We start from the raw sequence: 22,706 nt of genomic DNA on the forward strand, positions 1-22,706 counted from the left end.
GTGATCGCGTAATTTTTTTGGGAAAGCACGGCCGTATCTTCCTATTGAAACTAGGAGACGGCAAATGCTTTTTTCCCTCACAACCCAGGAACTGATGGAACGGCCCGACCTCTGGGAGGCAGTTCATCGTTTGCGTTACAGAGTTTTCGTCGAAGAGATGGGATGGACCGATCTGCAGCGCCCTGATGGCCTCGAGATCGATCAATTCGACCACGACGAGGCAGTGCACCAGATCGTCATCCGCAATGGCGAGCTCGCCGGTTATCAGCGGATGTTGCCGACAACCCGGGCCCATCTTCTAACCGATGTGCTGGCGGACCTTTATGAGGGAACCCCACCGTCGGGCCCGAATGTCTATGAACTGACCCGCTATGCGGTTGCGCCGGGATTCCGCGACGGTCGGCGCGGCGTGTCGACGGTCGGCACCGAGCTGATCGCCGGCTTCGTCGAGTGGGGTCTGAAGCGCAACGTCAACCAGGTGATCATCGAATTCGAGCCGATGTGGGTGCTTCGCGCGCTGCAGCTGCATTTCCTGGCAACGCCGCTCGGTTACCAGCGTACCTATGGCAACCAGCAGGTGGTTGCCACACTGCTCACCTTCAACGAGCACACGCTCGACGTGGTGCGTTCGCGCCGCAACCACTTTGCGCCGGTGCTGGCCAGAGGGTACCCGGACATGCTCGGACAGAGACGCGCCTCGTGAGATTGGAGAGAGGCCATGAACGTTCACTCAAAAGCAGAATTCCGCAATCACACGCTGATCGTCACGGTATCGTCGGGTGACGGCCGCCCGGTGCTGGACAGGCGGGCCTATGAAAGCCTGGCCAGGACATTCCACGAAGCCGCTGTCGACGACGACGTCCGCGTAGTGGTCCTGCGCGGCTTGGCCGGGTGCTTCTGCCTCGGTGCCGATTTCTCCGAATTTCTCGACGCCACCAAACATCGGCGACTGATCGCCGCCGTCACCGATATGTTCCGCACGCTGGCGACGTTTCCGAAACCGGTCCTTGCCTGTGTCGACGGCGACGCCGTCGGCGTCGGTTGCACCATCCTGTTCCACTGCGACATGGTGATCGCCTCGAGCAAGAGCACGTTTCGGGTGCCGTTCGTCGATTTCGGCCTGGTGCCGGACGCGGCGACCAGCATTCTGGCGCCGCAGAAGCTCGGCTATGCCGGGGCGTTCCGCTTCTTCTGCCTGGGCGACACGCTCGCCGCCGAAGATGCCAGGGCACTGGGCCTTGTCGGCGAGATCGTGACGGACGGCAGCGTCGAGGAAGCCACGTTGGCAAGAGCCAGGCAACTCGCCAAGAAGCCTGTCGCGGCGCTGCTACAGACGCGCGACCTGCTTAGGGGCGACACCGGCGCGCTCTGCGACCGCATCGATCAGGAGATCTCGCTTTTCCAGCAGGCGCTGCAGGACGACACCACGCTGAAGCGACTGCAGCGGATTGCCCGGCTGGCGGCATGAGAGCCGCGTATCGATGAGGTGAGCTTATTTTTCGAGGAAAGTCGGCCCTTCGCCGATGATCTTCTTGTCCTCCTTGCCGATGACGTCGAGGTCGCGGCCGTCATAGGGAAGCGAAAGGAGAATGCGCTGCATGACGGCCAGCCGCGCGCGCCGTTTGTCGTTCGCCCGCACAATGATCCAGGGCGCGAACTCCTTGTGCGTGCGCTCGACCATCAGGTCGCGCGCTTTGGTGTATTCGTCCCATTTGCTGATGCCGGCGATGTCGATTGGCGAAAACTTCCAGCTCTTCAGCGGGCTCCAGCGGCGGTCGTGGAATCGCTCGAGCTGCGTTTCCCGGCCGATGTTCAGCCAGAATTTGAAGAAATGTATGCCCTCGTTGCGAATCATCCGCTCGAAATGCGGAACCTCGTCCAGAAATTGCTCGTGCTGCTCGGGCGTGCAGAATCCCATCACCGGTTCAACGCCGGCGCGGTTATACCAGGAGCGGTCGAAGGTGACGAATTCGCCCGACGTCGGGAAGTGGTCGACGTAGCGCTGGAAGTACCATTGTCCAAGCTCGGTGGGCGTTGGCTTGGTCAGCGCCACGTTGCGCGCCGTGCGAGGGTTCAGATACTGGCGCAAAACGAAGATCGTGCCGCCCTTGCCGGCAGCGTCGCGCCCCTCGAACAGCGACATTACCCGCTTGCCCGTCGACTGCAGCCACGCCTGCGCCTTGACCAGCTCGATCTGCAGCTTCTCTAGCCTCTCGTCATACTCCTCGCTCTTCATCTTCTTGTCGTAAGGGTAACCGCCGGCAGTGAGCTTGCGGTCCTCGACCCAGTCGGGAAGCGCGGGGGCCTCGATGTCGAACGCCCTCTCCTTGCCGTCGATCATGATCTTCAGCGGCCCCGATGAGGGTGCGGCGGGGCTTTCGTTGGCGTTTTTCATCGAGGCGAACCTTTCCAGCTTCCGGACTCGTGCTATTGGGAGCCTTACTGCATCGGCCCGAAAATCGGAATCGATTTTCGGAAAGAACGATGCAGCAGATAAAGAGGTAGAGCGTCCTTTGTGCGCCCAATTGGACGCACTGCGCTCTAGCGCCGGTCCAGCAAGAAGTTCTTGAAGTGGCCGCAGACGGAGCGCAAATGGCCGACATCGGCACAGAGCGGAGAGGCAGGGCGCAAACCGTCGCCATGCGGCTGTGGAACAGCCGCTGGCTGCTGGCGGCCGGTCTCGTTGCGGTTCTGATGGTCTATGGTTTTGCCGGCATGTCTGGCTATGTGGTGCTGCTGGCTGGCGCCGTGCTGGTTGCCGCTGCGATGCTGCCGGCCGGCATCGCCCGCCAATCGACCGAAAATGCCGCGGCCATCGAGTCGGGCGTGCAACAACTTTCCGGCGAATATCTCGCGGCGGCGGTTGCCGATCCGCTGATCATTTTCGATCGCTCCGCCGCCATCGTCCACGCCAACGCCGCTGCCTTTGCCGCCTTCGGTGGGATTGCCCCCGGCATGTCGCTGTCGCTGAAATTCCGCGCGCCGGAAATGCAGGCCTTGCTGGATAGCATCTTGGCGGGCAACGTCGCTTCGGACAGCGTCGACTACATAGAAAAGCTGCCGGTCGAACGAGCCTATCGGGTGAGCGCGTCTTCAGTCGGCCATGCCACGGATCTCTACGTGCTGGTGTTCAAGGACCAGAGTGAGGCGCGCCGGATCGACAGAATGCGTGCCGACTTCATTGCCAATGCCAGCCACGAGCTGCGCACGCCTCTCGCCTCGATCGCCGGCTTCATCGAGACGCTGCGCGGGCCGGCCCGCAACGACCCCGCGGCGCGCGAGCAGTTCCTGCAGATCATGCAGAACCAGACCAGCCGCATGGCGCGCCTCATCGACGACCTTCTGTCGCTGTCGCGCCTGGAGATGAAGCCCTATCTCAAGCCGGGAACCGAGGTCGACGTGCGCCAGGCCATCGACAGCGTCATCGATTCGCTTGGGCCGCTCGCAAAGGAAAACGGCGTCGTCATCGAGCGTGATTTCGCGGAAGGGCCGCTCGACGTGGCCGGCGATCGGGACGAGCTTTTCCAGGTCTTCGAAAATCTGCTGGAAAACGCCTGCAAATATGGTCAGTCGGGCGGACGTGTCGTGGTGTCGATCATACGCAACGACAGCGATCCCGAACCGGGCATCGACGTCACCATCAGGGATTTCGGCCCCGGCATCCCCGAAGAGCACATCCCGCGCATCACCGAGCGTTTCTACCGCGTCGACGTCGAGAACAGCCGAACCCAGAAGGGCACCGGCCTTGGCCTGTCCATCGTCAAGCATATCCTGACCCGCCACAACGCCAGACTCTCCATCAGGTCGGAGATCGGCAAGGGTGCGGCGTTCACGGTCCATTTGCCGGCTCGCTAACGTAGTACTATCTCTAGCACATAATGGGCCGTTTCTTTTTTCTGTCATCCGGCTAGCGTATCAGCGGGGATTCGAGGGAACGACTCAACCACGAGATCCCGGGAAGGCATTTCGTCCATGCAGTCCGTGCATATCGTCAGCGCCTATGACGAGGAGCTGAAATATCTGTCGAAGCGCATCGCTGCGATGGGCGGGCATGCCGAGCGCATGGTCGAGCAGGCGGTCGCGGCGCTGGTCAATGCGGATCCGGGGCTTGCCCAGAAAGTCATTCGGGACGACCTAGTTCTGGATGAGGGACAGCGCGAGATCGACGACAAGGCGATCATCATCATCGCCAAACGCCAGCCGATGGCGACGGATCTGCGCGAGATCGTCGGCGCGATCCGCATCTCGGCTGACCTCGAACGGGTAGGCGACCTCGGCAAGAACGTCGCCAAGCGGGTGGTTGCCGTCGCAGACGGGCGCCAGCCGAACAGCCTGTTCCGCGGCCTCGAGGCTTTGGCCAATCTGGCACTGACCCAGCTCAAGGAAGTACTCGACGTCTATGCGTCGCGGTCGGTGGAGAAAATCGGTTTCGTGCGCGACCGCGACGACCAGATCGACGCCATGTACACCTCTCTGTTTCGCGAATTGCTGACCTACATGATGGAAGACCCACGCAACATCACGCCCTGCACACATCTCCTGTTTTGCGCCAAGAACATCGAGCGCATCGGCGACCACGCCACCAACATCGCCGAGACGATCTACTATATCGTCACCGGCGACCAGATGCCGGCCGATCGTCCGAAGGGCGATAAGACGGACAAGATTATTCTTCCCGCAACCCAACCAGCGAAGTGAGTTCTCTCAGCACTGATGCGAATTTCGGATTCGCCACCCGACAGAAAATTGCGCTAAGCTTTCGACGCGCCGACTTCTCAGTTCCGCGATGAAGGCCACGCCTTCAGGAGGCTGCGATGGAATATGTCCGCGAGTTTGCTCCTGCGCCGCCGATGTCGGGTATAATCGCTTGCGGCGTCTATACGGCTGGGCGGCGCATCGCCGACATTCCGATCGAGGAAGCCGGCGAATGGGCCGGGAAGCCGGGCCACGTGGTCTGGATCGGACTGCTGGAGCCCGACCGCAATTTGTTGCTGCGCGTCCAGGCGCAATTCCATCTGCATGAGCTGGCGATCGAGGACGCGGAGCATCCGCACCAGCGACCGAAGATCGAGCAATATGGTGATGCCCTGTTCATCGTTGCCCGCACGGCGCAGCTGATCGACAGCCGCGTCACCTTCGGCGAGACGCATCTGTTCGTCGGCGCGGGCTACATCGTCAGCGTCAGGCATGGCCCGTCGACCTCCTACGCCGCCGTTCGCCAGCATTGGGAAAGCTGCCCGCATTCCCTTGCCAAGGGCGAGGATTTCGTCCTCTACGCCATTCTCGATTTCATCGTCGACAACTATATGCCGGTGCTTGAGCAGATCGAAAACGAGGTCGAGGCGATCGAGGACAAGGTTCTGCTGAAACCGATGACCGGCTCCGATATCGAACGGCTTTACATGCTGCGCCGCGATCTCTTGCGCCTGCGTAATGCGGCCCTGCCGCTGGTGGAGGTCTGCCGGCGGCTCACCAGCGCCGATCTGCCGCAAATCCACACAGCCATGCACCCGCTGTTTCGCGACGTCACCGACCACATCCGCACTGTCCAGGAAAAGATCGACAGCCTGCGTGAGGTTCTCGCCTTCGCCTTCGAGGCGAGCCTTCTGGTCGGTCAAAGCCAGGAGACGGCGATCTCCAAGAAGCTTGCCTCATGGGCCGCAATCTTGGCCGTGCCGACGGCATTCGCCGGCATTTACGGCATGAATTTCAGCGACATGCCGGAACTGAGGATGGAATATGGCTACCCGGCCGTCCTGGCGGCAATTGCCCTGATCTGCACGTTTCTTTACTGGCGGTTTCGCAAGAATGGGTGGCTATGAAGTGGGTGAATGATCAATAGTGAATAGGGCTAGGCAAGAGCCTTGCTTTCTTACTCCAAGCTCAGCCCGCCACCATTCACCATTCACCATTCACCATTCACCTGCTCCGCCGCCGCTCCGATGCCGGCTGGAACGCCACGCGGGCGTGGTACTTGCAGTAGGGGCCGGTTTCGGCGGCGTCGTTGCCGCAGAAATGGAAGTCTTCCGAAAGCGGATCGCCGTTCGGCCATTTGCAAGTGCGCTCGTTGAGTTCGACAAGTTGCAGATGCCGCGAGATCGGCACGACGACGTTCTCGACCGGGCGGATATAGTGGCGCGCCACCGGTTCGGCATCGAACTGCGCCTTGAGCGCGGTCGCACCGATCGACATCGAGGTGGTGGCATGGCGCGTGGCGCTTGCTGCCCGGGACACCGATTTCTGGATCGTCGATCCCTGCACCGTCTTCTTCTGGCGTGCCGGTGAGGCGGTCGTGCGTCCGCGACCGGACAGTTTCAGCCGGTGCACTTTGCCGATGACCGCATTGCGGCTGACCCCGCCAAGCTGTGCGGCGATCTGGCTGGCGCTGAGGCCCTCCGACCACAATTTTCTGAGAAGTTCGACTCGCTCGTCAGTCCAGTTCATGAGACCGCGCTCCTGCTGAAACGTGCGGCAATCGGAATCCATTCCCGACCCGGCTTCTGCCGGGCAGACACCACATATATCGGGTGATTAGGTCCGCCGCACGAAATCTAGTTATTTCTCTGCTACAATTACCTTATGCGCTGACTCGGTGACAAGAGTCCCAAGGCCAACACGAATCGGTTTTTTCGGTTTTCCCCAACTTGCCCGGTCGCTTAGGAGCCGGCGTTATGCTGGGGGGCTTGCCGCGCGACCTTGCGCGACCTTTTCGTTGACTTCACGGCCGAAAAACACGATAAGCCACAAGGGCCGCCGCTTTGGCGGCTTTTTGATTTTTCCGGTTCCGGAGACGCATATAATGAGCGGTTCGGCGCTTTTCGAGACCTTTGTTCGCGCACCCCTGGCTTTCGACCACGGTGAAGGCACCTGGCTGGTCACCGACAAGGGCGAGCGATATCTCGATTTCGCCGGCGGCATCGCCGTGAATTCGTTGGGCTACAGCCATCCGCATCTGGTCGCGGCCCTCACCGAGCAGGCCGCCAAGCTCTGGCACGTCTCTAATCTGTACGAGATTCCGGGACAGAGCCGGCTCGGCGAGCGGCTGGCCGACGCAAGCTTTGCCGACAAGGTGTTCTTCACCAATTCCGGCGCAGAGGCGCTCGAATGCGCCATCAAGACGGCGCGGCGCTACCACTTCGTCAAGGGCCATCCCGAGCGCTACCGCACAATCACCTTCGAAGGCGCCTTCCACGGCCGCACCCTGGCGACCATCGCCGCCGGCGGCCAGTACAAGTATCTGGAAGGTTTCGGCCCCAAGGTCGACGGCTTCGACCAGGTCGGTTTCGACGATGTGGATGCCACCGAGAAGGCGATCACGCCTGAAACCGCGGCGATCCTGATCGAGCCGGTGCAAGGCGAGGGCGGCATCAGGCAAGTGCCGACGCAATCGCTGAAGCGGCTCAGGCAGCTCTGCGATCAGCACGGACTGCTCCTGATTTTCGACGAGGTCCAATGCGGCGTCGGCCGCACCGGAAAGCTGTTCGCGCATGAGTGGGCGGGTGTCACCCCCGACCTCATGGCGGTGGCCAAAGGCATCGGCGGCGGCTTCCCGATGGGTGCCTGCCTCGCCACCGACGAGGCAGCGGTCGGCATGACCGCCGGCGTGCACGGCACCACCTTCGGCGGCAATCCGCTGGCAATGGCGGTCGGCAACGCCGTGCTCGACGTGGTACTGGAAGACGGCTTTCTCGAAGACGTCCAGCGCAAGGCACTGCTGTTGAAGCAGGGGCTCGCTGGCGTCGCCGACGAATTTCCGGATGTTATCGAAAGCATCAGGGGCACCGGCCTGATGCTCGGGCTTAAATGCGCGATGCCCAACACCAAGGTCACGGTGGCACTGCGTGACCAGCATCTCTTGACGGTTCCGGCCGGCGACAACGTTATCCGCCTGCTGCCGCCTCTCACCGTCACCGACGCCGAGATCCACGAAGCGCTCGAGCGCATTCGTGCCGGCGCCAAGAGCCTGGCAGATGCCATCGTCGCTGCCGCTGCGAAGTAATCCTGGAATTCCTGATGTCCCTTCGCCATTTCACCGATCTTTCCGCCGTTTCCGAAGGCGATCTGCGCTTCATGCTCGACGACGCAGCGGTGCGAAAGGCAAGGCTCAAGGCCGGCGAACGCAGCAAGCCGCTCGAAGGCAAGGTGCTGGCGATGATCTTCGACAAGCCGTCGACGCGCACGCGCGTGTCGTTCGACGTCGGTATGCGGCAGTTGGGTGGCGAGACGATCATGCTGACCGGCACCGAGATGCAGCTTGGCCGCTCGGAGACCATTGCCGACACGGCCAAGGTGCTGTCGCGCTACGTCGATGCCATCATGATCCGCACCACCTCGCATGACCGGCTGCTGGAACTGATGGAAAACGCTACGGTCCCCGTCATTAACGGGCTGACCGACGAGACCCATCCCTGCCAGCTGATGGCCGACATCATGACCTTCGAAGAGCACCGCGGTCCGGTGGCCGGTAAAACGATCGCCTGGACCGGCGACGGCAACAACGTGCTGCATTCGCTGCTGGAGGCATCCGCGCGGTTCCATTTCAAGCTGAATGTCGCCGTGCCCGAGGGCAGCGAACCGGCCCAGAAGCATGTCGACTGGTCGAAAGCCAATGGCGGCAAGCTGAAATTCACCCGTTCGCCCGAGGAGGCCGTTCACGAGGCCGACTGCATCGTCACCGACTGCTGGGTGTCGATGGGCCAGGAGCACCGTGCCCGCGGCCACAATGTCTTCCTGCCCTATCAGGTCAATGCGGCACTGATGGCGAAAGCCAAGCCGGATGCGCTGTTCATGCACTGTCTGCCGGCGCATCGCGGTGAGGAGGTTACCGACGAGGTCATCGACGGACCGCATTCGGTGGTGTTCGATGAGGCCGAGAACCGGCTCCATGCCCAGAAGGCGGTCCTGGCCTGGTGCCTGGGCGCTTGATACGAGCCGCGGTGATCCGGGCCGGCCTGATCTGCGCCGCCTTGATCTGGGCCGCCTTGATCCGGGAGTTGGTGGTGCCTATCTCAGGCGCATCACGCAAATCGAGCGCGTCTCGTCGCATGCGCCCCGGAGGGCGGCATCGCCGCGCCCCGGAGCTTTGTCATGTTGGAAACTCATCAATTGGCTGAACATAAACCCAAGCTCGGCGAATTCGGCTACGCCGGCGACGACCATGTCGTGCCGTTCGAGGTCGGCCCGCTCGACGTGCGCGGTCGCACCGTCCAGCTCGGGCCGATGCTCGATGCTATTCTCAGCCGCCACGACTATCCCGAGCCGGTCGCCCGGCTCCTGGCTGAAGCCTGTGTGTTGACGGTATTGCTCGGAACTTCGCTGAAGTTCGAGGGCAAGTTCATTCTGCAGACCCGCACCGACGGGCCGGTCGACATGCTGGTCGCGGATTTCTCCACGCCGCACGCGCTGCGCGCTTACGCCCGCTTCGATGCCGACCGGCTGCAGGCTTTGACTTCTGCCGGCGAGACGTCACCGCAGACGCTGCTCGGCAGCGGCGTCCTGGCGCTGACCATCGACCAGGGCGCCCACACGCAACGCTACCAGGGCATCGTCCAGCTCGACGGCGTCACACTGGAAGATGCCGCACGCACTTATTTCCGCCAGTCGGAGCAGATTCCGACCGACCTCCGGCTTTCGGTTGCCAAGCTTCTGACGCCCGGCGTCGGCGGTGCCCGCGAACAATGGCGGGCCGGTGGCCTGCTGGCACAATTCCTGCCGCAGTCGGCGGAGCGCATGCGCGTACCCGACCTTCCAGGTGGCGACGGCGATCCGCGTGAGGAAATCCACGACCCGACCGACAATTCCTGGCAGGAGCTGCTGGCGCTGCTTGGTACTGTTGAACCGACCGAGCTGATCGATCCGACGATCGGCGCCGAACGGCTGCTTTACCGGCTTTTCCACGAGCATGGCGTCCGCGTGTTCGGCGGGGTGCCGGTCGCCGACCAGTGCTCATGCTCGAGGGAGAAGATCCACGGCATCCTCGAAGGCTTTTCCGCCGAGGAGATCAGGGACAGCACCGAGGATGGCAGCATTCACGTCGCCTGCGAATTCTGCTCGAAGCAATATGACTTCGACCCGGCGGAGTTTGCAGCGGCCGGATGACCGCCGTCAATTGACGGTGCGCCGCATTCCCGGCAAGTCGAGCGAGAAGGCGGGGATGGCGACGTCGAACGTCTCGCCCCGCCTGTTGCGCATGGTGTAGTGCCCGACCATGATGCCGGACGGCGTCGAGAGCGGGCATCCAGACGTATACTGATAGCTGTCGCCGGGGTTGAGTCCGGGTTGCTCGCCGACGACCCCGGGGCCGCGCACTTCCTCGACCTTGCCGGTGCCGTCGGTAATGTGCCAGTAGCGCGACAGAAGCTGCACGAACTCATCCGACTGATTGTCGATGGTCACCTGATATCCCCAGACATAGCGGTTTTGCGGCGGGTCGGAGTGATCCTCCAGATAGAACGGCCTGACCTGCACTTCGATGTTGCGGGTGACGGCGCTGTACATAAACTGCTCCAAAGCAATGTAGATGGAACTTTCGACGCTCAGCGCAGTTTGATCAACGATGCGCGTCATCTCCTTGCCCGACTCGAGCGCAGGTGCCGAAAAACAATGTCATTTAAGTGACACATGACAATGATGGTGTGCAGGCTTGTGCCGGGCGACTCAGCGTTCTGTCGAATTGTTGAAAACGGCCGTCATGCGGCCGGCACTTCTGGAGTGACCAGATCTCGATGGAACCGACATTCGCAGCCGCTCTCCTTTCCATAGCCCTCCTTCTTTCAAATCTCGCCAGCATCCTGTTAGCTTCGCTGAAGCTGAAGCGACCAGCCAGGATCGCACCGCCCGCCAACGCGCCGCCGGTATCGATCGTCATCCCGGCACGCGGCGTCGAGCCGTTTGCCGAAGAGACGCTGGAGCGCGCCTTCTCACTCGACTGGCCGCGCTACGAACTCATCTTCTGCGTTGCCCATGCCGACGACCCGGTGGTCAAGCCGATCACCGCCGCAATGGCGCGCTTTCCAGCTATTCGCGCCCGCCTTCTAGTCGGTGACGACCGCATCAGCGGCAATCCAAAACTCAACAATTGCGTGAAGGGTTGGGAAGCGGCGCATTATCGCTGGGTCATTCTTGCCGATTCCAATGTGCTTATGCCGAGCGACTACGTCCAGCAGCTGATGGCGGCATGGCGGCATGGTACTGGCCTCGTCTGCTCGACGCCGATCGGCTCACGGCCGGACGGCTTCTGGGGGGAGGTCGAATGCGCCTTTCTCAACACGCTGCAGGCACGCTGGCAGTACGCCGGAGAGGCGCTCGGCCTCGGCTTCGCGCAGGGTAAGAGCATGTTGTGGAACAAGCCGATGCTCGACGCCAATGGCGGCATCCGCGCGCTTGCCGCCGAGATCGCCGAGGACGCCGCCGCGACCAAGCTGGTCAACGGGCTCGGACTGCGGGTCAATCTTGTCGCCTCGCCCTTCGAACAGCCGCTCGGCCGGCGCACGCTTGGCGAGATCTGGTCGCGGCAGGCGCGCTGGGCGCGGCTGCGCCGCGTCACCTTCGCGCTGTTCTTCGCCCCCGAGATCCTGATCGGCGCGGCGCCGCCGCTGGTGCTTGCGCTGATCGCGGCGGCTGACGCCGGCGTCAGCCTGCCGGCAACCGCCATCGCCGTGCTGGTCGCGGCCTACCTGCCGGAATGCGCTTTGGCCTCGGCTAAGGGATGGCACCTGTCGCCGCGCACGATCCCGGCGATGATGGCGCGAGACCTGATGCTTCCCGCCATTTGGGCGCGCGGATGGCTGAGCGGCGCCGTCGACTGGCGCGGCAATGTGATGACTATCCAGACAAAGACCGTCGCGGAGCTGGAAGAGACCCCGTCCGGTGCCTGATCGGGCGCGTTCCCGCTCGCCTCTGTTCGGCCAGCCCTTATCCGGCAACTCTCAGTGCCTGCTCGATGTCTTCGAGCAGGTCGTCGGCGTCCTCAAGGCCAACTGACAGCCTGAGCGTTCCCGGTCCGATGCCGAGCTCGGCGCGGGCCTCATCGGTCAAGTTCTTGTGCGTCGTCGTCGCCGGATGGGTGATCAGGCTCTTGGCGTCGCCGAGATTGTTGGAAATGAGCACGACGTCGAGTGCGTTCTGGAAGGCAAAGGCCGCCTGCTTGCCGCCCTTCACATCGAGGCAGATCAGCGTCGAGCCACCCGACATCTGCTTCTTGACCACGGCCGCTTGTGGGTGGTCGGCACGGCCGGGATAGATGACACGGGCGATTTGCGGGCGCTCGGCCAGGAAATCCGCGATGCGGCCGGCACTTTCCGTCTGCTGGCGTACGCGTAGCGGCAGCGTCTCCAGGCCTTTCAGCAGCGTCCAGGCATTGAAGGGCGAGAGGCTTGGGCCGGTGTGGCGGAAATAGTCATGCAGGTTCTCGTCGATCCATTTCTTGTCCGACAGAACGATGCCGCCAAGACAGCGCCCCTGGCCGTCAATATGCTTCGTGGCCGAATAGACGACGATGTGGGCGCCGAGCTGCAGGGGTTTCTGCTGCAAGGGCGTAGCGAAGACATTGTCGACGATCAGCCTGGCGCCGATCGAATTGGCAAGTGCCGCGACGGCGGCAATGTCGACTACCTCCAGCGTTGGATTGGTAGGGCTTTCCAGGAAAAACAGTTTGGTGTTTGGCTTGACCGCCTTTTCCCAATTGGCGATGTCGGTGCCGTCGACCAGCGTTGCCTCAATGCCGTATTTCGGCGCCAGCGTCTCGACCACCCAGCGGCAGGAGCCGAACAGCGCGCGCGCCGCCACGATATGGTCGCCCGCCTTGGCGCTGCACAGCAGTGCTGCCGTCACCGCCGCCATGCCGGATGCCGTGGCGCGCGCGTCTTCGGCTCCTTCCAGCGCGCACATGCGTTTCTCAAACATGTCGACCGTCGGATTGGCATAGCGCGAATAGATGAAGCCCGGCTCCTCGCCCTTGAAGCGGGCCTCCGCCGCTTGCGCCGTCTCGTAGACATAGCCTTGGGTGAGATACATCGCCTCGGAGGTCTCGCCGAAGCCGGAACGCAGCGTTCCGGCATGCACGAGTGCGGTCTGAGGCTTCCAGTCGCGCTTCTTGGTCATCATTCCATCCAAACACCAAAATTGGTCCAAACAACAAAAAACCGGTCGCGAAAGTCGCAACCGGTCCATATGGCCTTGCGGCCCGACGGTCCTTTAGCGACTTGTTTAACGTGGCTGCAAGCCGACCGGCCAAATCACCACGGGATAACGAGCTTTAGACCCGCGCCACGCTTGCGTCAATTGCCGGCATGATTAAGAGGGTTGTACCAAGCAGGTGCCAAACGCGTCCACGGTCGGACCTGCGACAGAACAAGACCTCGCCCGGCGTTCGAACGGAGCCAGACCCTTGCGGCAGACAGGCATTCTTCCCGATCAGGATATTTCCGCGCTGTTCCAGACGGGCGCGCTGAAATCGCCGCGCACGCTCGATGCCGATCAGATCCAGCCGGCCAGCCTTGACCTCAGGCTCGGCGACAAGGCCTGGCGGGTGCGTGCTTCCTTCTTGCCCGGCCCGGACCACAGGGTTGCCGACAAGCTCGACCGGCTGAAGCTGCACGAGATCAACCTCGCCGAAGGTGCTGTGCTGGAAACCGGCTGCGTCTACATCGTGCCGCTGCTCGAAAGCCTGGCGCTGCCCGCCCATATTTCCGCCTCCGCCAACCCGAAAAGCTCGACCGGACGGCTCGATATCTTCACTCGGGTAATGACCGACCGCGGCCACGAGTTCGACAAGATCGCCGCCGGCTATGAAGGCCCGCTCTACCTGGAGGTCAGCCCGCGCACTTTCCCGATCGTCGTGCGGATCGGCTCGCGGCTGTCGCAGATCAGGTTCCGCACCGGCAATGCGCTCTTGTCGGAAAACGAGTTGCACGAGTTGCACCGCGCCGAAATGTTGGTCGCCACCGAACCACCCAACATCTCAGGCGGGGGCATCGCGCTATCGATCGACCTCGACGGCGACAAGGACGGGCTGGTCGGCTATCGCGGCAAGCACCACACCGGCCTCGTCGACGTCGACAAGCGCGCCGCGCAGGATGTCGTCGATTTCTGGGAGCCGCTCTACAAGAGCGGTGCCGGCGAGCTGGTGCTCGATCCGGACGAATTCTATATTCTGGTGTCGCGCGAGGCGGTGCATGTGCCGCCGCTCTACGCCGCCGAAATGACGCCCTTCGATCCGCTGGTCGGCGAGTTCCGCGTCCATTATGCCGGTTTCTTCGACCCGGGTTTCGGCCATTCGGCGTCGGGCGGCACCGGCAGCCGGGCGGTGCTCGAGGTACGCAGCCACGAAGTGCCGTTCATCCTCGACCACGGCCAGATCGTCGGACGGTTGGTCTATGAGCACATGCTGAAACGGCCGCGGGCGCTCTACGGCACTGATCTCGGCTCGAACTATCAGGCACAGGGCCTGAAACTGTCCAAGCATTTCCGCGCCGCGCGCTGACCTTCCTCTCACTTCCGGGCTACGCCCGGCTCAAAGTGCCTTCACGGCGACCTTCACCGGCTGCTCGATTTCAAGCGGGTTGCGCAGTGGCAGGCCGAAATCCTGCGCCTCGATTTCGAATACGTCACCGGCCTCGGTCCTGACGCCGTCGGCAAAGGACAGCGTCGCCGTGCCGAACATGTGCACATGCACGTCGCCCGGCTGGCGGAAGGCTGAGTATTTGAAGTGGTGATGCTCGAGATTGCCAATGGTGTGCGACATGTTCGCCTCGCCCGACAGGAACGGCTTTTCCCAAAGCAGCTTGCCGTCGCGCAGGATGCGCGAAGTGCCGCGGATATCGGACGGCAGATCGCCGATCAGGATCTCCGGCCCGAACGAAGCATTGCGCAGCTTGGAATGGGCAAGGAAGAGATAGTTCACACGCTCGGTGACATGGTCGGAAAACTCGTTAGACAGCGTGAAGCCGACGCGGAACGGGGCGCCGTCGTCGCCGATCACATAGATACCGGCGATTTCCGGCTCCTCGCCGGCATCCTGGGCGAAGGCGGGCGACATAAGCGCCGCACCGGGCGCCACCGCCATGGTGCCGTTGCCCTTGTAGAACCATTCCGGCTGCACGCCGATCTGGCCCTTCGCCGGCTTGCCGCCCTCAAGCCCCATGCGGAACATCTTCATGGAATCGGTCAGCTGTTCCTCGCCGTCCGTGCTGAGCTTCTTGTGCATGGAATCGCGGGTCGCGGCGGAGCCGAGATGCGTCAGCCCGGTGCCGGTGAGATGGAGATGCGCCGGATCGGGATGGTTGATCGGCGACAGCAGCCGGCCCTTCTTGTAGGCTGCGTCGAGATCGACGGTTTCGCCGAAGCCCTTGCGCTCGATCAGGGCGACAAGCCCGCTGCCGGTACGCGCGGCTTCCATCGCCAGCGAATAGACGCTGCGGGCGCCGTTGATGACGCGGGTCTTGCCGCCGTTGCGGGCAACGACGCGGATCGTCTCGGCGTCGTCGAGGATTTGTGAGATCAGCATGGTAACCCTCTCTGAATTGTGGGCTGGCCTGCCCTTTCTCGGCAAACCCCACCCTGCGCGGCCCGGACCCCTGTCCGCGCCTCGGTTGAAATTCTTCGTCCGGATTGCGCTCGCGGATCAGGTCCCTCGGGGGACTTCTTTGCGCCCGGCAGCGCCGCGATGTGACCCGTATGCCTCCTGGTTGCCTCTCAAGCCTTGTTCTTGTTGTAGACGTCGAAGACGACGGCGCCGAGCAGCACCAGGCCTTTGACCACCTGCTGCCAGTCGACATTGACGCCCATGATCGACATGCCGTTGTTCATGACGCCCATGATGAAGCCGCCGACCACCGCGCCGATCACCTGGCCGACGCCGCCCATCGCCGAAGCGCCACCGATGAACACCGCGGCGATGACGTCGAGCTCGCTGCCGAGGCCGGCCGCCGGCACAGCCTGCCCCAGGCGCGCTGCGATAATCAGGCCGCCGAGTGCCGACAGCACGCCCATATTGATGAACACCATCAACGTCAGCCGTTCGGTCTTGATGCCCGATAGCTGGGCTGCCTTGGCATTGCCGCCCATCGCATAGATGCGACGGCCGATCGTCATGCGTTTGGTAACGAAGACGAACAACGCGATCAGCACGCCCATCACCATGAGAACGATGGGGAGGCCCCTATAGGTGGCGAATTGGTAGACGAGAAACAGCGCCAGCGCGCTGATCACCAGGGTCTTGACGACGAACAGCGAGAAGGGCTCGGCTTCGTAGCCATGCTTCTCGCGGGTGCGCCGTGCCCTGAGCCCGAAATAGGCATAGGCGAGCACGGCGACGAGGCCGATCACGATCGTCGTCAGGTGCAGCGTCAGGCCGCTGCCGACAATGGTTTTGCCGGCGGCGTTCACGGTTGGCGGTATCAGCGTCAATGGGCCGATCAGGTCCGGAATGAAGCCGGAACTGAGCGCCTTGAAGCCGACGGGAAGCGGCCCTACGGAAGACCCGCCACCCAGCAGCGCCTGGCAGATGCCGCGGAAGATCAGCATGCCCGCCAGCGTGACGATAAAGCTCGGTATTCGGTGATAGGCAATCCAGTAGCCTTGTGCCGCGCCGATCGCACCACCGACGATCAGGCAGATGATCGACACCACCAGCGGATTGCTCAATGGGCCAAGCGGCCAGATGACCATCATCATCGCCGCCAGCGCGCCGATGAAGCCGGCGACGGAGCCGACGCTGAGATCGATGTGGCCCGAAACGATCACCAGAAGCATGCCCAGCGCCATCACGATGATGAAGCTGTTCTGCTGCACGAGATTGCTGAGGTTCACCGGCTTGAACAGCGTTCCGGACGTGGTGAACTGGAAGAACACCATGATTGCGATCAACGCCAGCACCAACCCGTATTCGCGCAGGTTGGTGACCAGCGCCGAGACGGCAATGCGAGGTCCCTGTTGTAGATCCTGGGCAACGCCGGTCTGCGGCCCGGGAGCGCTTTCGGTGCTCATGATGCTTTTCCTTCTCCGCGGACGATGGCGCGCATTATCTTTTCCTGGCTGGCGTCGCTTGCCGCCATTTCGCCGACGATGCGTCCTTCGTTCATGACGTAGATGCGGTCGGTGATGCCGAGCAGTTCGGGCATTTCCGACGAGATGACGATGATTGCCTTACCCTCGGAGGCGAGACGCGCGATGATCGTATAGATTTCATACTTGGCGCCGACGTCGATACCGCGTGTCGGCTCGTCGAGGATCAGCACTTCCGGATTGGCGAACAGCCATTTCGACAGCACCACCTTCTGCTGATTGCCGCCAGAAAGGTTGCCGGTCATCTGGTAGACGCTCGAGGCGCGGATATTGGTCCTGCCGCGATAATCGTTGGCGACCGAAAGCTCGCGCAAATCGTCGATCACGCCGTGGCGCGACACGCCGGGCAGGTTGGCCAGCGTGATGTTGTGCTTGATGTGGTCGATCAGGTTGAGCCCGTAGGTCTTGCGGTCCTCGGTAACGTAGGCGATGCCGTGTTCCACCGCCTTGCTCACCGAAGAGACGTCGATCGGCTTGCCGTTGAGGAACACCTCGCCGGTGATGCGACGGCCATAGGACCGGCCGAACAGGCTCATGGCAAACTCGGTCCGGCCGGCACCCATGAGCCCGGCAATGCCGACCACTTCGCCCTTGCGGGCGTTGAGGTTGATACCCTTGATGACCTGCCGCTCGGCATGGATGGGGTGGTAGACCGACCAGTTTTTCACTTCGAGAACGGTCTCGCCGATCTTCGGCTCGCGCGGCGGATAGCGGTCGTCGAGCGAACGGCCGACCATCGAGGTAATGATGCGGTCCTCCGAGATGTCCTTCTTGGCCAGCGTCTCGATAGTCCGCCCGTCACGGATGATGGTGACCTTGTCGGCGACCCGGTTCACCTCGTTGAGCTTGTGCGAGATCAGGATCGAAGTGATGCCTTGCCGCTTGAATTCGAGCAGCAGATCGAGCAGCGCCTGGCTGTCCTTTTCGGACAGGCTCGCGGTCGGCTCATCGAGAATGAGCAACTTCACTTCCTTGCTGAGCGCCTTGGCGATCTCGACCAACTGCTGCTTGCCGACGCCGATATTGGTGATCAGCGTGTTGGGGTCTTCCTTGAGGCCGACCTTCTTGAGCAGGGCGCTGGTGCGCGCCTCATTGGCATTCCAGTCGATGACGCCGTATCTGGCGTGCTCGTTGCCGAGAAAGATGTTTTCGGCGATCGACAGCATCGGCACCAGCGCAAGCTCCTGGTGGATGATGACGATGCCCTTGCGCTCGCTGTCATGGATGCCTTTGAAATGGCACTCATCGCCGCGATAGATGATCTGGCCGTCATAGGTGCCGGACGGATACACACCCGACAGCACCTTCATCAGCGTCGACTTGCCAGCGCCGTTCTCGCCGACCACGGCATGGATCTCGCCTTCCTCGACCATGAGCTTGACGTTCGACAGCGCCTTGACGCCGGGAAACGTCTTGGTGATGTCGCACATCTCCAAAATCGTCGATGCCATTGAGAATACCACTCCTGCGAGGTCCGCAAACAATACCGGGCTGGCTCGCCAACGAAAAGGGGCCCTGCCTGCGCAGGACCCCAGGCTTTGTAACCGCGATTACTTCAGCTCTTCGGCCTTGATGTAGCCGGAATCGACCACCAGGGACTGATAGTTCGACTTGTCGACGTCGTGCGGTGTCAACAGGATCGAGGGAACGACCTTGACGTCGTTGTTGTAGGTCGTGGTGTCGAGGCCTTCCGGCTTGCCGCCCGAGAGCACCTTGTCGACGAGTTCGACCGTCGCCTTGGCGAGTTCGCGGGTGTCCTTGAACACGGTCGAATACTGTTCGCCGGCGATGATCGCCTTGACCGAAGCGGTCTCGGCGTCCTGTCCGGTGACGATCGGCCATGGCTGATCGGCGGTGCCGTAGCCTACGGCGCGCAGCGAAGCGATGATGCCGCGCGACAGGCCGTCATAGGGCGAGAGCACGCCATCGACGCGGCTGCCGTCCGAGTAGTTGGCGGAGAGCAGATTGTCCATGCGGGCCTGGGCGGTTGCCGCCAGCCAGCGCAGCGTGCCGACCTTGTCCATGCCCATCTGGCCGGACTTCACGACGAGGGTCTTGTCGTCGATCAGCGGCTGAAGAACCGACATGGCGCCGTTATAGAAGAAGAACGCATTGTTGTCGTCCGGCGAACCGCCGAACAGCTCGATGTTGAACGGGCCCTTCTTCTCGGGATAACCGAGACCCTTGAGCAGCGATTTGGCCTGGATGACGCCGACGCCGAAATTGTCGAAGGTGGTGTAGTAGTCGACATTTGGCGTCTTCTTGATCAGGCGGTCGTAAGCGACGACGACAACGCCGGCGTCATTCGCCTTCTGCAACGCATCGCCCATCGTGGTGCCGTCGATCGAAGCGATGATCAGCGCCTTCGGGCCCTTGGTGATTTCGTTTTCCAGCTGGCTGAGCTGGTTCGGAATGTCGTCCTGCGCGTACTGCAGGTCGACAGTGTAGCCCAGAGCCTCGAGCTGGGACTTGACGGCGTCGCCGTCGTTGATCCAGCGCTGCGAGGTCTTGGTGGGCATCAGCACGCCGATCAGGCCTTCGCCCGCCTGCGCCGGCAGCGTCATGGCCGCGATGCCTAGGGCCGCGACGGCGGCCAGTGTCTTGATAATCTTCACATTAACTCTCCCTGGTTGATGGACGCGTACCCTTGGGTTTCGTGGGCCGCGCAATCGTGCAGGAGCGCCAAACGCGCCGCTGCCGTCAATCGATCTCCGGTATCCTCCCAATCGGCCCCGAGACTCTGGTTTCAATCGATACGAGTTTTCCCTCGTCACCGACCGTCAAGCCTCAGGACGCGCGAAGGGTGTGTCGCTTTGCCATAACTGTCAAATGCGATCTTTGATGGTTGCTATATCGAGACTGATATGGCTTAGGCTAGTGACGACGCTGCCGGATCCTGCCAGGGCGCCGGGCGTAAGAGTAGGGAAGAATCATGGCAGCGCTGCGAAATCCTGGCGGAATATCAGCCAGTTACGATGAGATCCCGGGTGATGGCGGAACCTTGCTGCGCAGCGGCTTGAGCCTGCGTCACATGCGCATGATCGCAGCCCTCGACGAGCACGGCCGGGTGAGCGCCGCGGCCCAGGTCATGAACATCTCGCAGCCGGCGGCCTCGCGCATGATCGCCGAGATGGAGGCCGTGCTCGACGTCAAGCTCTGCGAAAGGCTGCCGCGCGGCATCACGCTGACACCCTATGGCAAGGCGTTGGCACGGCGCGCGCGATCGATCCTGCTCGAGATGCGCGAGGTCGACCGCGAGATTTTCGAGCTCAAGGCGGGCAAGGGCGGCTCGGTATTCCTGGGCGCGGTGACAGCACCGGCGATCGAGCTGGCGGTGCCGGCGATCCGCGAGATCCGGCGCCTTTATCCGCGCATCGAAATCACCATGCAGGTCGAGACCTCGAACGTCCTGGCACGCGAGCTGATCGCCTCGCGCCACGATTTCATCATCGCCCGCATCCCCGACGACCTCAATCCGCGGCTGTTCGAAGCGCGCGTCATCGGCGTCGAGAAAGCCTGCCTGATCGTGCGCCGCGGCCACCCGCTGACCAAGGGCAAGGCGGTGCGGCTGGAAGACACCGCCGCCTATGACTGGGTTTTCCAGTCGGGCGGCTCGCCGCTGCGCCAGGCGATGGAAAGCAACTTTTTGAACCGCAACATCGCGCTGCCGGACCGCATCCTCAACACCAGCTCGCTGCTATTGACTCTGGTCATGGTCGCGCAATCCGACGCCATCGCACCGGTGTCGATCCAGGTCGCGAAGTTCATCCAGAACCCCGAAGGCCTGGCCGGCGCTATCGATGTCGTCCAGACTGAATTCGACATCGAGGTCAGGCCCTACAGCCTGATCACGGTGAAGAACCGCGCGCTGTCACCGGCAGCCAAGATGCTGCACGATTTTATTTTGCGAGAGGTGGGCTGAGGGTTGGAGCGGGTAGCGGGCGCATCCCGTGGCCGGCCAGACGACCAGACAGGCCCGCCAGCAGCGGCGCCGATGCACGTCGGCCACTACTGCCTGATGCTCAAAAAAAGCCCGCCAGCAGAAGCCAGCGGGCCAAGGGTAGACTTTCCGGTTGGGGTCATTCGAGGCCCCGCCGACCCTCAATGTGAGATATTCCACGAACTGGCACATCGGCCAAACAGATGAAAGACGGCCAGCCGGGCTGTAAAACTGCCTATAAATCCGTTGGTTTTCAGCTTGGCCAGAACAAGTGCAATGCACCGGGGGCAAAAGCTGGAGCGGGTAGCGGGAATCGAACCCGCGCGTTCAGCTTGGGAAGCTGACAAGCTACCATTACATCATACCCGCGCTGGTTCCTCCGATATCATGGCCCGGCGCCGATGCGCAATCCGGTTTGAGGGCTCGGCTTGATGCAGGGCTATCAACTGCGTATTTCTAGGCATGTGCCCGAATCGCGGCACCCGACTGTGGAGACAGGCTTGTCCGCACTGAACCGCTTTCTCGGCGATACGCCGCTCCGGGTGATCCTGAAGCTGCTTGTGGTGTCGTTCCTCGTCGGGCTGGTCATGAATGCCTTCGGCTGGTCGCCGATGGATGTGCTTTATGGCATTCGCAAATTCTTCATCGACCTGTGGAATTTGGGCTTCCACGCCATCGACCGCTTTCTCGGCTACATCCTGCTCGGTGCCGCGATCGTCGTGCCGGCCTTCATCCTGCTCAGGATCGCTAACTACCGGAAGTGAATTTTCAGGCGTAGCCCGCCGCCACCTCGAACAGGATGGCGTGCCGTGCAGCAAGTGCTGCGACATCCGTCGAATAGCCGCCGCCGATAACGCCGCATACCGGTATGCCAAGCGTGCGGAAATGGCGGATCACCATATCGTCGCGGGCGCGCAGCCCGTCATCCGTGAGCGACAACCTGCCGAGCCGGTCCTCGACATGGACATCGACGCCGGCATTGTAGAAGACGAGGTCCCAGCGCCTTCGCGCCGACAGCTCCGGCAGGATGGCGTCCAGCCGCTCCAGATAGGCTGCATCGCCGGCGCCGTCGGGCAGGGCGACATCGAGATCGGAGGCGATCTTGCGCGCGGGGTAGTTGCGGTCGCCATGCATGGAGAAGGTAAACACGCGCGGCTCGTCGTTCAGGATATCCGCCGTGCCGTCGCCCTGATGCACGTCGAGGTCGACGACCAGGATGTTTTGGACAGCAGCTTCGGCGAGCAGCACCAGCGCGGCAACGGCTACGTCGTTGAAGGTGCAGAAGCCGGCGCCTTGCGCGCGCCGTGCATGATGGCTGCCGCCGGCGGTGTTGCAGGCGATGCCGTTCAGCAACGCCAGCCGCGCTGCCAGCACCGTGCCGGCCGTTGCGAGCTGCGCCCTCAGCGAAACCCGCGGTCCGACGGGAAAGCCGATCTCGCGCTCGATCGCCACCGGCACTTTGCAGGCAAGCACCTGGTCGACATAGTCGACCGCGTGGGCAAGCTTCAGCCATGATGGCCGCGTCGCCTCCGGCATGTTGAGCGCTTCGGGCTGCGCCAGGCCGCGTGCCCGCAACGCATCCATCAGCCGCGGATATTTGCTCATCGGGAAGCGGTGGTTGACGGCGAAGCCGGCGTCGTAGTCGGGATGATGAACGATCTGCAGGGGCATGGGGCGGCCGGTGCGCCAGAGGCGGATTTCG

General features: G+C 62.5%; 21 protein-coding genes, 1 tRNA gene and 1 riboswitch. Of the genes, 12 read left to right on the forward strand and 10 right to left on the reverse strand.

Annotation, left to right across the window (positions count from 1 at the left end):
• Positions 1 to 64: 64 nt before the first annotated feature.
• Together NKH60_RS04270 and NKH60_RS04275 are read left to right on the forward strand one after the other, a co-directional pair.
• The gene (locus NKH60_RS04270) at positions 65 to 703 is read left to right on the forward strand and encodes an acyl-homoserine-lactone synthase (RefSeq protein ID WP_023677342.1); all 639 of its coding nucleotides are present in this window, start codon (positions 65 to 67) and stop codon (positions 701 to 703) included.
• Between the two features lie 15 nt (positions 704 to 718).
• Positions 719 to 1,468 (forward strand): enoyl-CoA hydratase-related protein, encoded by a 750-nt coding sequence (locus tag NKH60_RS04275; protein WP_023677343.1) that lies wholly within the window; start codon positions 719 to 721, stop codon positions 1,466 to 1,468.
• A 24-nt stretch (positions 1,469 to 1,492) separates the two neighbouring features.
• Here the strand turns inward: NKH60_RS04275 and ppk2 are convergent, their stop codons facing one another.
• Positions 1,493 to 2,395 (reverse strand): polyphosphate kinase 2, encoded by a 903-nt coding sequence (ppk2, locus tag NKH60_RS04280; RefSeq protein ID WP_352501703.1) that lies wholly within the window; start codon positions 2,393 to 2,395, stop codon positions 1,493 to 1,495.
• A 197-nt stretch (positions 2,396 to 2,592) separates the two neighbouring features.
• Here ppk2 and NKH60_RS04285 point away from each other — a divergent pair, with 197 nt between their 5' ends.
• The 3 genes from NKH60_RS04285 to NKH60_RS04295 all read left to right on the forward strand — a co-directional run bounded on the left by NKH60_RS04285 (position 2,593) and on the right by NKH60_RS04295 (position 5,822).
• Positions 2,593 to 3,855: an ATP-binding protein gene (locus tag NKH60_RS04285; RefSeq protein WP_352871309.1), complete on the forward strand. Its 1,263-nt coding sequence runs from the start codon at positions 2,593 to 2,595 to the stop codon at positions 3,853 to 3,855.
• A gap of 117 nt (positions 3,856 to 3,972) precedes the next feature.
• The gene (phoU, locus tag NKH60_RS04290) at positions 3,973 to 4,698 is read left to right on the forward strand and encodes a phosphate signaling complex protein PhoU (RefSeq protein WP_023677346.1); all 726 of its coding nucleotides are present in this window, start codon (positions 3,973 to 3,975) and stop codon (positions 4,696 to 4,698) included.
• Between the two features lie 116 nt (positions 4,699 to 4,814).
• Positions 4,815 to 5,822, forward strand: coding sequence for a magnesium and cobalt transport protein CorA (locus tag NKH60_RS04295; RefSeq protein ID WP_023677347.1), 1,008 nt, complete (start codon positions 4,815 to 4,817; stop codon positions 5,820 to 5,822).
• 97 nt (positions 5,823 to 5,919) lie between these two features.
• Here the strand turns inward: NKH60_RS04295 and NKH60_RS04300 are convergent, their stop codons facing one another.
• The gene (locus NKH60_RS04300) at positions 5,920 to 6,444 is read right to left on the reverse strand and encodes a GcrA family cell cycle regulator (RefSeq protein ID WP_023677348.1); all 525 of its coding nucleotides are present in this window, start codon (positions 6,442 to 6,444) and stop codon (positions 5,920 to 5,922) included.
• A 355-nt stretch (positions 6,445 to 6,799) separates the two neighbouring features.
• Between NKH60_RS04300 and NKH60_RS04305 the strand changes: the two genes are divergently transcribed.
• The 3 genes from NKH60_RS04305 (at position 6,800) to NKH60_RS04315 (ending at position 10,098) form a co-directional block, all read left to right on the forward strand.
• On the forward strand, positions 6,800 to 7,999 hold the full coding sequence (locus NKH60_RS04305) for an aspartate aminotransferase family protein (RefSeq protein WP_352470110.1): 1,200 nt from the start codon (positions 6,800 to 6,802) through the stop codon (positions 7,997 to 7,999).
• A gap of 14 nt (positions 8,000 to 8,013) precedes the next feature.
• Positions 8,014 to 8,925, forward strand: coding sequence for an ornithine carbamoyltransferase (gene argF / locus NKH60_RS04310; protein ID WP_352470112.1), 912 nt, complete (start codon positions 8,014 to 8,016; stop codon positions 8,923 to 8,925).
• A gap of 162 nt (positions 8,926 to 9,087) precedes the next feature.
• Entirely contained in the window at positions 9,088 to 10,098 is a 1,011-nt protein-coding gene (locus NKH60_RS04315; protein WP_352470113.1) for an Hsp33 family molecular chaperone, read from the forward strand.
• Positions 10,099 to 10,104: 6 nt separating this feature from the next.
• On the opposite strand, the gene apaG is transcribed toward NKH60_RS04315, so the two are convergent.
• Positions 10,105 to 10,497: a Co2+/Mg2+ efflux facilitator ApaG/CorD gene (gene apaG / locus NKH60_RS04320; protein WP_352470114.1), complete on the reverse strand. Its 393-nt coding sequence runs from the start codon at positions 10,495 to 10,497 to the stop codon at positions 10,105 to 10,107.
• Between the two features lie 227 nt (positions 10,498 to 10,724).
• Here apaG and NKH60_RS04325 point away from each other — a divergent pair, with 227 nt between their 5' ends.
• Positions 10,725 to 11,876 carry a ceramide glucosyltransferase gene (locus tag NKH60_RS04325; protein ID WP_352613917.1) on the forward strand — a complete coding sequence of 384 codons (1,152 nt, stop codon included), beginning with the start codon at positions 10,725 to 10,727 and terminating at the stop codon, positions 11,874 to 11,876.
• Between the two features lie 37 nt (positions 11,877 to 11,913).
• Here NKH60_RS04325 and NKH60_RS04330 read toward each other — a convergent pair whose 3' ends face one another.
• Positions 11,914 to 13,104, reverse strand: a complete 1,191-nt coding sequence (locus tag NKH60_RS04330; protein WP_352613918.1) for an O-succinylhomoserine sulfhydrylase — start codon at positions 13,102 to 13,104, stop codon at positions 11,914 to 11,916.
• Positions 13,105 to 13,174: 70 nt separating this feature from the next.
• Positions 13,175 to 13,252: riboswitch (SAM riboswitch) on the reverse strand.
• A gap of 135 nt (positions 13,253 to 13,387) precedes the next feature.
• On the opposite strand from NKH60_RS04330, the gene NKH60_RS04335 reads away from it, so the two are divergent.
• On the forward strand, positions 13,388 to 14,482 hold the full coding sequence (locus NKH60_RS04335; RefSeq protein WP_352613919.1) for a 2'-deoxycytidine 5'-triphosphate deaminase: 1,095 nt from the start codon (positions 13,388 to 13,390) through the stop codon (positions 14,480 to 14,482).
• Positions 14,483 to 14,512: 30 nt separating this feature from the next.
• On the opposite strand, the gene araD1 is transcribed toward NKH60_RS04335, so the two are convergent.
• From araD1 to chvE, 4 genes are all read right to left on the reverse strand, one after another.
• Entirely contained in the window at positions 14,513 to 15,505 is a 993-nt protein-coding gene (gene araD1 / locus NKH60_RS04340; RefSeq protein ID WP_352613920.1) for an AraD1 family protein, read from the reverse strand.
• Between the two features lie 188 nt (positions 15,506 to 15,693).
• The gene (gene mmsB, locus NKH60_RS04345; protein ID WP_292659525.1) at positions 15,694 to 16,986 is read right to left on the reverse strand and encodes a multiple monosaccharide ABC transporter permease; all 1,293 of its coding nucleotides are present in this window, start codon (positions 16,984 to 16,986) and stop codon (positions 15,694 to 15,696) included.
• Positions 16,983 to 18,515, reverse strand: a complete 1,533-nt coding sequence (mmsA, locus tag NKH60_RS04350; RefSeq protein WP_352470119.1) for a multiple monosaccharide ABC transporter ATP-binding protein — start codon at positions 18,513 to 18,515, stop codon at positions 16,983 to 16,985. Before mmsA ends, mmsB begins: the two co-directional genes overlap by 4 nt.
• Before the next feature lie 99 nt (positions 18,516 to 18,614).
• On the reverse strand, positions 18,615 to 19,679 hold the full coding sequence (gene chvE, locus NKH60_RS04355; RefSeq protein ID WP_352470121.1) for a multiple monosaccharide ABC transporter substrate-binding protein: 1,065 nt from the start codon (positions 19,677 to 19,679) through the stop codon (positions 18,615 to 18,617).
• A 317-nt stretch (positions 19,680 to 19,996) separates the two neighbouring features.
• Here chvE and NKH60_RS04360 point away from each other — a divergent pair, with 317 nt between their 5' ends.
• Positions 19,997 to 20,986, forward strand: coding sequence for a LysR family transcriptional regulator (locus tag NKH60_RS04360; protein WP_352613921.1), 990 nt, complete (start codon positions 19,997 to 19,999; stop codon positions 20,984 to 20,986).
• A 313-nt stretch (positions 20,987 to 21,299) separates the two neighbouring features.
• Here the strand turns inward: NKH60_RS04360 and NKH60_RS04365 are convergent.
• Positions 21,300 to 21,373 (reverse strand) — tRNA-Gly (locus NKH60_RS04365).
• Positions 21,374 to 21,504: 131 nt separating this feature from the next.
• Between NKH60_RS04365 and NKH60_RS04370 the strand changes: the two genes are divergently transcribed.
• Positions 21,505 to 21,768, forward strand: a complete 264-nt coding sequence (locus NKH60_RS04370) for a DUF6460 domain-containing protein (RefSeq protein WP_023677362.1) — start codon at positions 21,505 to 21,507, stop codon at positions 21,766 to 21,768.
• A gap of 4 nt (positions 21,769 to 21,772) precedes the next feature.
• On the opposite strand, the gene NKH60_RS04375 is transcribed toward NKH60_RS04370, so the two are convergent.
• Complete coding sequence (locus NKH60_RS04375; RefSeq protein WP_352613922.1) at positions 21,773 to 22,675, reverse strand: histone deacetylase family protein; 903 nt, start codon at positions 22,673 to 22,675, stop codon at positions 21,773 to 21,775.
• Positions 22,676 to 22,706: the final 31 nt, after the last annotated feature.

The organism is Mesorhizobium sp. M1006 (assembly GCF_040318825.1).
In the GTDB taxonomy this organism is placed as follows: domain Bacteria; phylum Pseudomonadota; class Alphaproteobacteria; order Rhizobiales; family Rhizobiaceae; genus Mesorhizobium.